Annotated in this window: 5 protein-coding genes; all 5 read right to left on the reverse strand. The window is 48.3% G+C overall.

Annotated elements, in window-relative coordinates; translation table 11 throughout:
• Window positions 1-154: 154 nt before the first annotated feature.
• Window positions 155-1,360 carry an ROK family protein gene (locus WBJ53_RS18195; protein WP_338868692.1) on the reverse strand — a complete coding sequence of 402 codons (1,206 nt, stop codon included), beginning with the start codon at window positions 1,358-1,360 and terminating at the stop codon, window positions 155-157.
• Window positions 1,361-1,574: 214 nt separating this feature from the next.
• Window positions 1,575-5,147 (reverse strand): putative Ig domain-containing protein, encoded by a 3,573-nt coding sequence (locus WBJ53_RS18200; RefSeq protein WP_338868694.1) that lies wholly within the window; start codon window positions 5,145-5,147, stop codon window positions 1,575-1,577.
• A 252-nt stretch (window positions 5,148-5,399) separates the two neighbouring features.
• A complete protein-coding gene (locus tag WBJ53_RS18205; protein WP_338868696.1) occupies window positions 5,400-6,086 on the reverse strand; it encodes a hypothetical protein in 687 nt (228 codons plus the stop codon).
• Window positions 6,079-13,461: a DUF6443 domain-containing protein gene (locus WBJ53_RS18210; RefSeq protein ID WP_338868698.1), complete on the reverse strand. Its 7,383-nt coding sequence runs from the start codon at window positions 13,459-13,461 to the stop codon at window positions 6,079-6,081. Before WBJ53_RS18210 ends, WBJ53_RS18205 begins: the two co-directional genes overlap by 8 nt.
• Before the next feature lie 531 nt (window positions 13,462-13,992).
• Window positions 13,993-14,373, reverse strand: coding sequence for a hypothetical protein (locus WBJ53_RS18215; RefSeq protein ID WP_338868699.1), 381 nt, complete (start codon window positions 14,371-14,373; stop codon window positions 13,993-13,995).
• Window positions 14,374-14,746 lie beyond the last annotated feature (373 nt).

Genomic DNA, 14,746 nt, shown 5'->3' on the forward strand with positions numbered 1-14,746 from the left:
CTGAAAGAATTTGTTTAAACTTTTGCTGAAATCGCATTTTGTCATCTCTCCTTCGTCGGGATGACAAAATGCCCCTTCAAGACTCGATTGTAGAAAGTTTAAAACTGCTTCTATAACAGTTACCGAAACTGGCAAAGACTTGGCTATAAACAAATTATGCCAGTGAAAGCGCCCGGTCGCGTACCAGCAGACAAGCGCCGACAATACCCGCGTGTTCGCCCAATTTCGATAGTTTTAGCTGCGTGTCGTTGTTGACCAGGCTTAAGGAGTATTTATTGAGGGATGTTTTGATGGGCAGTTGAATATACTCCTGAGTAGACGCCAGACTACCACCCAGAATGACGAGTTCTGGATTTAAGACATTGATTAAGAACGCAATACCACGCCCCAGATTTTCGCCCAGTTTCGCAATGAGTTCAATAGCCAGCACATCGTCGTTCCTGGCGGCCATAATGATGTCTTCCATCGTAATCTGATCGGGGCTTAGACCGTTACGCGTTAGAACGGAGGTAGAGCCCTGTTGTAGTTTTTCGCGAAACATCCGAACCAGCGCCCAGCCCGATGCTTCGGTTTCGAGGCAGCCTTTTTTGCCGCAGTGGCAGATCAGCTCATTGTCGAAAATAGGTACATGACCCAGTTCACCGGCATAGCCCGACTTACCATAATACAGATGCCCATCGATCATGATACCGACGCCAATGCCAAAATCGAGGTTAAGGAACAGAACATTCTTTTCTTTCTCAACGACTCCGGCACAAAATTCGCCATAGGCCATAGCCCGCGAGTCGTTTTCCAGAAATACCCGAATGCCCACCTCCTGCTCGATGATTTCGCTCAATGGCCGTTCTTCAAAGAAGAAAAAACTATAGCTATAGCCCGTTGCGTAGTTGATCCGCCCTGAGAGGTTGATACCGATTCCGCGAATTTTTTCTCTCGAAATAGTGAGGTCGGCAATAAATTCGTTAATGTGCTGGCAGAGCGTATCGAGCGATTCGCGTGTATTATTGAGCGTATAGGGCAGGTTTTCAATTACCTTGATCAGGTTTTTCTGAAGGTCGAGCAGGCCAATATTGATGTGACTCTGCTTTACATCGACCCCGATAAAGAACGCCGATTCGGGAACAACGCCATAGAGGTTCGGCTTTCGGCCACCGCTCGATTCTATTTTACCATAATCCTGAATCAGCCCTTCTTTGATCAGTTCGCCCACCACCGACGTAACTTTAGGCACACTGATGGTTAGCTCTTTGCTTAATTCAGGAATAATTGCATTGCCTACATTGGCGAAGTAACTCAGAATACTCTTTTTAGGATCAGCATTTCTATTGATTACTCTACCATCATTTACTGCCTTGGCCATTGTAACTTGAATACGTTACCCCAAACTTACTAACTTGATTTAATAACTGGGTTTAGGTTTTCGTACTATTTTACGAACTGAGGCCGACCGTTCGGGTCATTAAAAGATAGTCTTCGCTGGTGTAAGATGATTAGACAGACTGTAGTAGCAAAAATCCCGATGGCCTGATCATATCAGTCAGGCCATCGGGAGCAAGTTTTTAATGAACCTAAAATCAAGGATTAACAACCAGATTGTAACTTGTGCTGCTCGATAATCCGGCAGCATTGGTAGCGGTAATAATAATCAAATAGGTACCCGCCTGGGTGGGCGTTCCCATGATTTGGCCATCAACGAATGATAGACCAGCCGGTAAGCCGCTCAACGAATACTGTACGGACTGCCCCAGCGTACTGGCAAACAATGAATTAGGAATCGGATACGAATAAGGCTCGTTACGTCTAATGGTCTGGGTTGAAATAGAATTTGTTGCTAAACGGGCCGAGCCACTACCGATACCTGGTGCATAGTTATAGGTGTATTCTTTTACGGTTTCCAGGCGATTGTTTTTAATACGTTGCAAGCGCCCCAGGTTATCGTACTCATACGATGAGCTTAGTCCGGCGGGGTTGGTAAGCTGACGAACACCCACGCCCGAAAACATCGTTGTCGAATTGACCAGCGCCTGCGATAAACCCGACCGTAATCCATTGGTCAGGTTCTGGATGGCTGTTAAATCGGTTAACATAGCGGCTGATTCCAGGCTACCACCCACAGCTTCAACCTGCGCCTGAGTAGCGTTGAGGACTTCGGCAACGGGATAAGTGTGATTATACGCCCAAACATAGGTGCGCGTTGGCCCATTTCGTGGAATAACCTGCGTGATGTTGCCCTTGCTGCTATACTGACGGCTTTCGTACTTCGCAAACTCGGCTGGCACATAAACGGTTCGGCTGTGGGTCAGTGTTGCGGGAGCAGCTACTTCGAGCCGGTACAATTCCGTTGGATTGCCTGCGGCATCGGTAAGCGTAATGACACCATCGACCGCCTTATCGTTGATGGTGCGAACGGTTTTTAAAGGAACCCCAATTGCGTTGATTCCTTTTAGTGAAGCAATAGTACTGCCTGCGCTGTTATCGTAATCGTTGGCATAATAGGTCAGTACTTTTTCGGTCTGATTCTGGCTATTGATTGTAGTGATCTGATTGACCAGCCAATCCTGATTATAGGCATATTGGGTGCTTTGGCTTAATAAAGTGCCACTGAACCACTGCTCCTGAGTGCGGCTACCCACCCCAAACTGATCGCTGACCGCCGGAATTGTAATAACAGTGAAATAGCTATTCACTAAGTCTGTAGTAGCGATACTTCCAACGGGGCAAGCCAGAATCCGATCAACTTTCACACCTTTTACTGTGGCTCCTAGCTGCCCACTGGTATAGGACGTACTTGATTTAGCCACAAGGTCGAAAGTACTATTGGCGTTTTTCTGATACGAACCTTCGGCTAGCAGATTACCCGTGCGCCAGGGCAAATTTTGGGCTGGTGGATAGGGTGCCTGCGTGTAGGACGTGCCGAGGTAATATGGGTCATCGAACGTGTAGCTTTTTTGCCCATTAGCGCCACCCTGGCCTAACGATTCGGTAACTTGTTTATACAGCACATGAAAGCCATCCCAGTTATAAATACTTCGCTCATTGACGACATAGGTTTTGCCTAGTGAAATGCAGGCATTCGCCGACCCGATTGTACCTGGTGTTTGATGGTTCGTAACATAATAAGGCTCATGCAGTAATGAAGCCTGCGTATAGGTAATTACGCGTTCGTTGTAGCCAGTGGTTTGGTCATTATCAATAATCCGTTGAACCCGGTTACCACCAACGGCTAGTGTAATATCGCCCGATTGGGGCTTTTCGGCCGTAAACGAAGCCAACGATGCTGGAACCGATACAACTCCTGACGTTCCATTTCGAACCGTGTCCGTTGGAGGAACTGGCGCTGATGCAGGTGTCTGACATCCAACGATCAATGTGTAGGAATAGGTACCGGCAGGCAAATCGATCCGGGTCGATCCTGTTTTGTAGCCAGCCGAAACGTCACTTACCAGAATCTGCCCCGCCGAGTTCGAGAACTGAAACGACGAACCCGCATTGTTTCCTGCATAGCTGTATCCCTGTAACTCCCAGCGAAACCGCACTCCTACCAGATTCTGCGCAATAACCAGTGTGCCGGTCTTTCTTTTTTGATTACAGTCCGAATTCGCATCCTGGGCAAATGCCGTATAGCCGGAAAGTACATCCTGATCGCGCATGAAATACGGAACCTGGGTCATAGACGGGTAGGTGACCCGGTTCGGCTCGTAAGTAATTTCGGTATAGCCCTGCGTTGGATACGTAATACGCTTCAACATGCCATACAGCGAAAAATTACCGTCCGACGACCGATTGGCCGTGGCTAGCGACGGTTGGCCCGCTATACCGGTCAATGTGGTATAATTGCTGGCCGGAATTTTGGATGTGTTTTGTTTGCCATTATAATAGCCCCAGTGGTCGATGGCGTTGTTGGCCGGATTTGGCCCCGCTGGCTTACTCAGATACGGAATGGCAATGGGTCCGGCATCGCCGTAGTAGGCAAACGAATAGGTCTGGACCTGATTGCCCGTCACTTTGTCCAGAAACGAGAGGCTGCTGAGTTGCAGGCGGCTGCGGTTGTCGTAGGTAAAGCCGATTTGACGCACCAGTTCGTTGCTTTCGTTGTAGACCTTAATGCGCGACAGGGCCTGCGCTTTTGCGCCACTGGTGCCACTGGCGTTAAGGTCGTTGCGGTCGATGGTTTCGAACACGACCTTTTTGCCTTTCCAACTGATCTGCGAAACCAGTTTCTGCCGCACAGTCATGGTCGAGTTTTGCGCTCCACACGTGTAAGCACCGGCTGTAGGTGCATTGCAGGAATAGTTGGTCGTCCATAGCTCATACGTAGTATCGTCTTTATAGGTAATGACAGCCTCCACGCCCGAAGCCGTGGTGATTTTGGTCAGATACCAGGTTTTACTACTCAGTCGATACGGATCGCTATCGGTATAGAAGGGAGCGTTTGAATAGGTTTCAGCCCCATCGATGGATTCAGTAAACAGGTATACGTTACCCCGCTCGTCGGTGATGGTAAACTGGTTGTTGGCAAACGCAACGCGCAGCGGCTGCTGGCTGTAGAAAACGGCCTTAGGCGATCCATCGCTGGCTTTGTCGAAGTAGAACTTACCACTTTTGCCCGGCAGGGTTAGCGAAAACGTATCGAACTGCGAATCCTTAAAATTTTTAACAACGGCATCGCAATACTGATACTGATCGGTTAGCGACATGGAGCCGTTGCCAAGTATATACGCATTGAGCGCATCACGGCTGGCCTGCACCTGTAGCCCCGCAGTGCCATCGAAATCGTCCATACCGTTGATGGTTTGCACGATGGTGCCACCCAGGTGCAAATCCCAGCCATTGCCAACCCACGACGGCACCTCATCGGGTTTGAGGCCGCTGTTGTTGTAGGTGAGCTGAATGGGCATCGACATCGTGTTATCGACGTCGATGGTATGGATGGGCAGGCTATAGTTGAGCTGGCCCGAACTAAAATTGATGGGCACGTTGCCATAGCGCTCCATAGAAGCCACGTTGGGTGGCAATAGTTTTAGCCGGTTTGTAGCAGTTTGGTAGCTGGCCATCAGGGGCGCACTACTACCATCCTGCCCCAGCGAAACCGTTGCCAGCAGCAGGCAACCCAGCAGGCAACTCAGCCCAGATAAAGGTCGATTCATAAAAGGTGGGGGTTATTTTGGGGAAATTGGGGAGATAGATTATTTATAAATACATCTATGAAGTTCTAGTGCTTTAATCCCACAGGTTAATTTCTGCTCAAAAAGTATCACCATACTTGAATTTGAATGAACCTGACAACAAATTTACCTATTAGATCTGTATCTGATATGGTCAAATATATCATAATGCTTCTGATAAATTAACTAGTATGCTACTATTAGACTATCAAGGAGTCAAGGTAATCAATTACTCTAATCATCCTTAGTAAAAATCCCCACTTTATTAAGATTAACATCAGGTTGTCTTAACTGTTTTTTATCTAAAAATCTCCATTTGGAATGGTATGATTTTCCAATAGCATTTTTAATAACCGTATATGCCCCATTCTCTGGACAAAGGTCATACAACCCAATTATTCCCTTCTCGTGTGTAGCAAGTATAGATGTTAGGCAAGTATTGCGCCATTTTCTATAAAACTCAAATACGTACTCATGCAATTCGGGGTCATACATTTTCCTATTTAGAACCACAAAGTGGTCTGTATAATAATACAAGGTATCTCCTACATTTAGGTTCCAATCCAACAATGGCTTTAAGGTAATATCACACCTATTAAATGAATTATAATTCACTTGAGACGCATTACTTATTATTTTATAGCTCTGCTTTAAATATTCTTCTTCACAGTTTTTTGTCAAAAAAATTTCCATAAGTACACCTCCTTCTTCAACTAAATAGTTACTGGAAGAGAAAGCAGAGAAATTATTTGCTTTAGGAATATCAATTTGATATATCCTATGAGTGTTATACCTATAATCAGTCGGCTGTAGATGAAGGATATTATATTTACCAGCCAATTCAATATAGCTTGAATCTTTGTCTTCTCTACTACAACCAAACAACAACATAAACATAAAAACCACAAAAAAGTTATTCATTATTTTCATAAATTTTCAATTCTCTTGCTGCTTTCTCAATTCTCGATTTGTACATCCCTGCAGGAGAATTGTGCTTAATTTCTTGATACGCAGGAGATGTTTCACCCAAAGACTTGTCGTTATAATAAATTTGATGCTCCTTTGCCTGAGAAGTATTATCGACACCATCTTTATCATCAATAGCATGAGCTTTTATTTCGTGGGAAATCGTCTCCGCTATTTCAAGAGCAAGCTTTTTGTTTTTACCTGCTGACTCAACCTTTTCCCCATTTAATCTAATTATAATTGCTTGTTTATTTTTAGCAATTGTCTCAAGTAAAACTTTTTTCAAAGACATCTGAGGATTATCGGCACGAATATCTTGAAGCGTTATACCCTTATCAGCATTAGAGCCATTATAATTTGAATATAACTTTGAATCACCACTAGTTTCAGGCTGAAAAGTATTCATAGCAACATTTATGTAAATATCAGTCTTATTATTATCTGCTGCAAACTCCTTTGAAAGCTCATTAGAAATCCCACTTTGTTCTAATAATTTCATTGCATTATCAAGGCCAACATACTGTTTACGTTGGGCAACAAAATAGTGTATCCCCTCCAATCCATCTAATTCAATTTTACCAATAGGATCATTTGATGCAAATTGATACGTTGTTAGATAAGGGAACTTCTCCGCTAATTTATCAACGGTAACGAATCGAGCAAGGGCGGGGTCATAATGCCGCCAGTTAAAATCAATCCACCCTAATGGCGCTTCATCCTCCTTCCCATTGTACTTAAACCGGTTAGCCGTCAGGTCGGGCACTTTGTTTAAGCCCGTCAGGTCAAGCCCAAACGGGTCGTAATGGTTTTCCTGCACCACCAGGGGTGTTTGCGCATCAGAGGGGCTGCTCTCGCTGGCCTTTTCGCCACAGCGGCAGGCCACCCGCAAGTTACCCAAATGGTCCTTCAATTGATACTCGTAGCGGTAATAACTGTTGGCGGCTGTGGCACTGCTGCCCGCCGTAATAGTCGTGCTGGCCCGGCCCGGTGGCAGCACGCGCCCTTCGGCCGAGGGGATAAACTCAAGCTGGTTGCCTGCATACACAAAGCCCGCTATGTAGTCGTAGGTTTTGCCATTGCCAAAGTCGGCTCTGAGTTTCTGGCCCGTGGCCGAGTAGGTATACGTCACCGCGCCCCCAGTGTAGGTCACCGTCTGGGGCAGGTTGAGGTAGTTATACGCAATACCCGTTGTTATGCCCTTGCCGGAGTCGGTCAGCAGGTTGCCGTTGGCGTCGTAGGTGTAGCTGGCCGTGCCGTCCTTAAAGAAAGCATTAGCCGTGCCGGGGTTGGTACCGGCATCCGCCACGCTGGCCAACTGGTTAGAAGCATCGTTGTTTTTGTAGGTATACGTCAGGTTATCGACAACGGTTCCCTTAAAACTGCGCGTCAGGGTTTTGATGTTGCCGTTATCGTCATAGCCGATCTGGCCATTGTCGCCACCACCCATAGCAAACAGCGTTCCCGACTGCCCCTGCTGGTTCAGCGTACCGCTTTTGAGCCGGTTCAGGTTGTCGTAGGCAAAGCTGTAGGTATAGGGCTGGCTTTGGTCGATGTCATAAGGCGTGGTCATGTCGCCCTTGCGCTGCGCCGTCCGGTAGTCCCAGGCCGAAATGTTGCCCACGGGGTCGTAGGTCAGTTTCATACCAAAGAAATCCTTATCGGCAGGCAACGAGCCCGCGTTGAGGTTGGCCGGATCGTTAATTTTAGTCAGCCAGCCGCGCATCTGGTAAGTATAGTCGAGGTTCTGGATACCGCAGCCCAGCGTTTTGCGGGTGAGTTCGCCAATGCCATTGTAGGTATGGCGCGCCACCGGCTCCCAGTAGGCGCCCGTGCTGCCAATGGCACTTTGCAGATTATCGGAAACGCGCTGGCAAACCGCTTTCACCCGGCTTCCGGCATCGTAGCTGGTACGGGTTTCTACCGTTACAGTAGTTTGGCTGTTCGATGAGGTTAGCTTGCCTTCCAGCACCCGGCCCGTATAGTCGAGCTTGGACGACGATCGGTCGAGTCCTCCTTTATGGTTGTCGGCCACGGTCTGAATCACCCGGCCCAGGTCGTCGTAGTAAGTGCTGGTGGTAAGGTAGGTACTGGTGCCCAACACCAGTGTTTTGGTACTGGTTGCCAAGCCTTTCTGGTTATCGACCTTGGCCACGCCGTAGGCATGAGTCGCATCGAAACTTTTGGCTTCGCTGCCGTAACTGTCGTAATAAGTCTGGGTCAGCGTGGTGCTGCCCTGCCGGGTGGCTGTCACCCGGTTCAGGTCATCGTAATCGGTGGTGATAACCGTCCCCTTCGCGTCGGTGGTGGTAATCAGTCGATCGCGCGTGTCGTAGGTCAGGGTTGTCGAGCCGGCTCCCGGCACTTTTTTGGTAACCATGCGGCCCCGTGTGTCGTAGTCGTAGGCAAACAGCAGATCGCCCGCAAACGGGTCGATGGTGCCGCTGATACTTCCACTGGCTTTGGGAGGCACTACGCAGCGCAGCCAGCCAAAATCGTCGTAGGCATACAACGTTTTCCGCCCCGACACATCCTTACCCACTACGCGGCCTTCCTTATCCTTATATTCGGTGGATTTGTTGCCGTTTTCGTCGGTGGTTTCAGTTACGTAAAGCTGCCCCGCACCGTAGGTTGATACGGTTATTTTTTTGGTCGAAAAATCGTAGGTCAGCAGTTTCAACTCACCTGCTGTATTGGTCCGGTAAGCCAGTTGTACGGGTGTGTTGCTACCGGGTGCTGTTTGTTTCAGCACCCGATTCAGGGGCGAAGCTTCATAAACGATGCTGGCATAGGCGTTCCCGGTTTTATCGGGCAAACCGGAATAGTAGCCACTAACGCTACCTGCCGCCGACGAGCGGAATGTCCCATTGTTGGTGGCTTCGGCATAGGGCAGGTATTTAGTGGTTTCGCGCCCAAAGGCATCATAAACAATGGGCGTGACCACATCGGAGACGGGTGTTGCCGTTGTTTTACCGCCTACGCCCACATTCACTTTCTGACTGGGTCTGCCCAGGCCGTCGAAATAGGTAATACTCTGAACAACACTACTACCAGCGGCATCCAGATACACGCTCTCCTGTACGTAGTTCTGCGTACTACTGCCTCTGTTGCTGGCAGCAATGGGCGGGTTATCGGTATTCTGAACGGCAGGCAAGTCGCAATCCTGACAGGTGCAGGTAAACGATGTTGTTCCTATAACCGCCGATGTACTGGCTACGGCCGTACACCCACCCGGTGTAGTGACCACCACCGTGTAGGAACCGCTCATGGCCGTAGTGGCATTAGGCAGCGTTGGGTTCTGGTTGGTAGACGTAAAGCTATTCGGACCTTTCCAGCGGTAAGTAGCCCCGGTCAATCCCTGCCCACTTAGCGTCAGACTCAACGAACTCCCCACACTCACCTGTCCCGCTGGGCTATTGCTACTAGCCGATAACGACGAGGGGGGAGCGGATACGGTTAAAACTGTTGGGCTGGAATTACCTACCAAAGCAGGGTTCGAACTGACCACTCGAACACGATAACCATTGCCGGGTGCAATACTGGCGGGCAAGCTAACCGAAAGTGGACTGCTTCCCCCTGTCCCCAACACTGTAGGCGAGTTAAACCCGCCATTAGCATCCGAGAGTTGGACTGTAAAGGTATTGCCAGCCCCGAAGGTGCCAGTTGAAGAGAAAGGGACAGTAAAGGTTCCACTTTGACAAACAGACGTAGCGGATAAGGATGCAGTTGTAATACCATTTACATACACCTCAATCCAGTTAGAAGCTGCTCCCTCCGGGCAAGCGGCCAAAGTGCTTATACACTTGGCCAGATAACGAACATTTTGGGTAACGATAGTTGTAAATGATACACTAGAGGCAATACTAGACGCCTGTCCTTCTTTATACCAATTTAAACCTGTTGGACATCCATCGGCTCGTAAGCCAATGGTAGTACCATAGGCCACCGTCAGGGACGTGGTGTTGGCACTACCATCCTGCTTAGTCGTTGGAGTTGGATTGGCAATATGAACCGTGACGGTGTTGGATGCGGCACTGGTGGTGCAAGCGTTAACACACTTGGCCGTGTAAACCACATCTGCACTGGGAGTGGGTCGGAAGGGTAATCCCTGACCTGCCTGAACACCGTTGGCAAACCAGACTACCGTCCCCTCACAGTTGTCACCCCATAAACTCACCGAGTTCGAGCCAGCACACACCGTCAGGCTGGTGGCGCTCCCACCCTCCTGATGAATGCTGGGAGCTACCGTGTTGATCACATGAACCGTGACGGTGTTGGATGCGGCACTGGTGGTGCAAGCGTTAACACACTTGGCCGTGTAAACCACATCTGCACTGGGAGTGGGTCGGAAGGGTAATCCCTGACCTGCCTGAACACCGTTGGCAAACCAGACTACCGTCCCCTCACAGTTGTCACCCCATAAACTCACCGAGTTCGAGCCAGCACACACCGTCAGGCTGGTGGCGCTCCCACCCTCCTGATGAATGCTGGGAGCTACCGTGTTGATCACATGAACCGTGACGGTGTTGGATGCGGCACTGGTGGTGCAAGCGTTAACACACTTGGCCGTGTAAACCACATCTGCACTGGGAGTGGGTCGGAAGGGTAATCCCTGACCTGCCTGAACACCGTTGGCAAACCAGACTACCGTCCCCTCACAGTTGTCACCCCATAAACTCACCGAGTTCGAGCCAGCACACACCGTCAGGCTGGTGGCGCTCCCACCCTCCTGATGAATGCTGGGAGCTACCGTGTTGATCACATGAACCGTGACGGTGTTGGATGCGGCACTGGTGGTGCAAGCGTTAACACACTTGGCCGTGTAAACCACATCTGCACTGGGAGTGGGTCGGAAGGGTAATCCCTGACCTGCCTGAACACCGTTGGCAAACCAGACTACCGTCCCCTCACAGTTGTCACCCCATAAACTCACCGAGTTCGAGCCAGCACACACCGTCAGGCTGGTGGCGCTCCCACCCTCCTGATGAATGCTGGGAGCTACCGTGTTGATCACATGAACCGTGACGGTGTTGGATGCGGCACTGGTGGTGCAAGCGTTAACACACTTGGCCGTGTAAACCACATCTGCACTGGGAGTGGGTCGGAAGGGTAATCCCTGACCTGCCTGAACACCGTTGGCAAACCAGACTACCGTCCCCTCACAGTTGTCACCCCATAAACTCACCGAGTTCGAGCCAGCACACACCGTCAGGCTGGTGGCGCTCCCACCCTCCTGATGAATGCTGGGGATTGAAGGATTGCCATTTAGTATTGAAATTGCTGATTGGGTAGCATTTCCACATACTCCCTGACAATTTGCGGTATAGGTACCCACAACTCCAGTTGAACGAGGGTTATCATGCAGATTAACATTATCTGACCAAAAGACCGTACCGTTACAATTATTGACGGTTAATAGAGCTGTTTGCCCCTGACACAAGTTAGACGTATTTGTTGTAATAGAAATGGCATTCGTAGGAGAGTGTATATTAGCCGTAACAGCCGTCCGGCCCGACTCCCCACAGGTATTGGAACAACTCACAAAGTAGGTAACTGGACTGGTTAGAGTTGGTGTCGTATATGAAAAGGTAGAATTGAGGGAGTTCCCCCCCGTGTTGGTAGTATACCATCGGTATCCATTGGTACTACACCCACTGGCCGTTAAGGTAGCCGTATTGTTGGAGCAGATTGTGGCTCCATTTGTTGAGGTCGGAGCTGCGGGGAGGGGCGCCCCAGCACAAGGATCAGTTGGGGGAGTACTGACCGTAAATGTAACAATATCAGAAGAAGCGCCGACACAGGTCCCACTAATACACTTTGCATAAACCTGAAAACCATTTGGAATTCCAGAGAAAGTAAAGGTAAGTCCATCTGGCGAAAAATAATTGTTGTTATCCGCACGGTACCAGCGAGCCGATTGTCCAGCGCCACAGCCCGAAGCGGTCAGGGTTGAAGTAGGGCTAGCGGTAGTGAAATTCAGTGTACCACTAATGGTTGGCTTGGGTAAGCTTACCCCAGCACAAGGATCAGTTGGACAATTTCCAGCAATAACTGCCGAATTGGAGCGCGGCCCTTCTATCCCCCTTACAATGCAGCTTGCCTGATATGTATCTTCCTGAACTCCCCCATAAGCATCATACACATACGGGTTACCTGTCGAGGCCACGGTCCAGCTATAGGGCCCTGACGTATAAAACTTTATAGTGTGCCCATTTGGACATCCTTGCACTGTCAATGGAGTATATTGTTTAGTACTTCCACATGCTGTTGAAGATCCAGAAGTTAGTATAATTTGATTCCGATTAACAGTAATCACAAAATCCGATGAAGGAGAGCTTTCACCATCTGCACAAATACAGGTTGCATAGTACCGGTATTCTACTGTCTGAGTACTCACTGCATTATGCGTAACATAGGTCGTAGACGCCCCACTAGATAGCAATGCTGCATTGGCCCCATCCCGTTTATACCATTTTATCGTTGCTCCGGCAGGACAGCCTTTAGCTAATAATGTCGAAATCGGATCATTTGTAGTTAGGTTCTCCACCACCCAGCTTACACTAGTAGTCGTCTGGTCTCCGGCCCAAACAACGGTAGGGGCCGAACAACTCGCCATACGGGCCTTGCTTAAATCTATTCCAGTTTCTTGTGCTATGGAAGCTGAGTCTTTATTAGCAACGTCTACCTGTTGAATACAGAGTCTACCCTTCTCAACAAATAAACTCTGATCAACAGTTGGTACCGTTCCGCGCAGAAGCCTGAAACAGCTTGAAGAATTAGCAGAAGTTATGGTTCCCCGCCATGTGTAGGTGATTTGCCTATTACGGTCTGGGCTTAATGTTTCTCCAATCAGATCGTAATAGGTTCCTCCTGTTTGCTGGGCGCCTTCTGGCAAGAGTAGCTTGAGCCGAAACGATTTCTGTTCATCAAAGAAAAAGAGTTGGCTTGCTGCAATAGGTAATAACTCAGCCGTGATGGTCAGTTCAACCTCTTCACCCACGGCTACCTGTGTTTTGTTGGCCTGTAGGGTAAACCGAATTGGGTCGGGACCATTGGGCTTTTGAATGGGTAATGGCTTTGGTGGACGAGCAGTTGTAATGGCGGTGCCACTGCCTGGTTCTTCAACAGAAGAATGAGTCTGTACACTCTGCTCAGTCGACCAGGCATTGACATGCTGAAGTAATTTAACCGTCCGGTGAGGTAGCGGTTTAGGGTTATCTGAAACAGGTAATGGTTTCCCGAATGGCTTAGACGGATTATCGGCTAATGATGGGTTTGAAAAGGATACAAATAGGCTAAAAATACTCCAAAACAGAAGTAAACAATGTTTCATATAGGATAGGCTGAACAAGTTAACTGCGTTGTTCTGAGAGCATTACCAACTTTCTTAAAGAAACTTGCACTCAGGCAACAGAATTAATTTATATCAAAGCCTATGCCGTACGAACCAAATTAGAGCCAAAAATTAATTATTTGGATACTAATTTTAACCCATATTGTAACCACAAGGATACAAATAATTCAAAACCAGACAGTTACATTTTAAAAGAATCATATTTTAAACTAAGGAAATAATTGATTAACCATGTATAGTATTTACGTTAAAAAGAACAGATTAGCCTCTTATCAATAAGTGTGCCTTTTGTCGGTCAGCAGGTTGCTGTGGTATCTGAGCATCCCTTATCGAGTTATTTAATGCTCTCCTAAGCTATTTCTAATGCTCCTCTAATCGGTCTACCTTGCGCGGGGCCGTACCTTTGTAGTCAAATTTAACATGTATTTTTAAGGTAGATAATCGAAAACGCCGGCCCTTTTGGGACTGGCGTTTTTAGTGAAATTACTTAGCTATTCGATTGGCAGTTCATCACGGCTTGGGCGGAAATGTAATCTGACCCGCATCGCCAACGGGTTCAAACACCGATACTCGTATGCCCGCTGCTGATTCTCCTCCATTATTCCCGGCTTTTTGTCCTTTGGCCAGATAGTCGATAACCTGCTCAGCATCGGTAAATACTGCCATTTCCAGAGGTTGCCGCTCCTTTAGCCAGCCAGGTTCTGCATCAGATGCGTTGCCATCTCCGGTTTGATCGATCCATAAATCGAGTACCCTGAACTCAGGCGTACGGGCCATTACAGCCAGATACGTCGGTTTTTGCGGATTTCCACCCCGCTGCACGTTCAGAATGGTGTATTGATTTCCTTCATTACCCATATTTTCGAACAACCAGTTCAATAGTGTTTCCATAATAACAGTTATATGGGTTACAACCCTCTATATATCGCCCAACAGGCACTTAGTTTCTATAACCCACTGATGTTGGTCGCTGTTTGGGTATAGTTGCCGAAGGCAGGTAATTTTTATTGACCCATCGAAACACTAAACATGATTTCAGTCTTCTACAAAACGAGCCAGGCTGAAATCGTGCCGGGCCAGTTCGCGGGCATTATTGCCCTACGCCCCGTCGACCGTTGTTAATCGTGCTTAGCCCGGTATCTAAAAAAACGAGGAGGTTATGGCGAGAAGAAACTTGACGAGAGGACGATCTGGTAAAACAATCTGCTTGTTAATACATTATTAGGTAGGGAAAGCAATAGTATCCTTTCATTCTTTCGCTGCA

The sequence above is a fragment of the Spirosoma sp. SC4-14 genome (genome assembly GCF_037201965.1).
Lineage (GTDB): Bacteria > Bacteroidota > Bacteroidia > Cytophagales > Spirosomataceae > Spirosoma.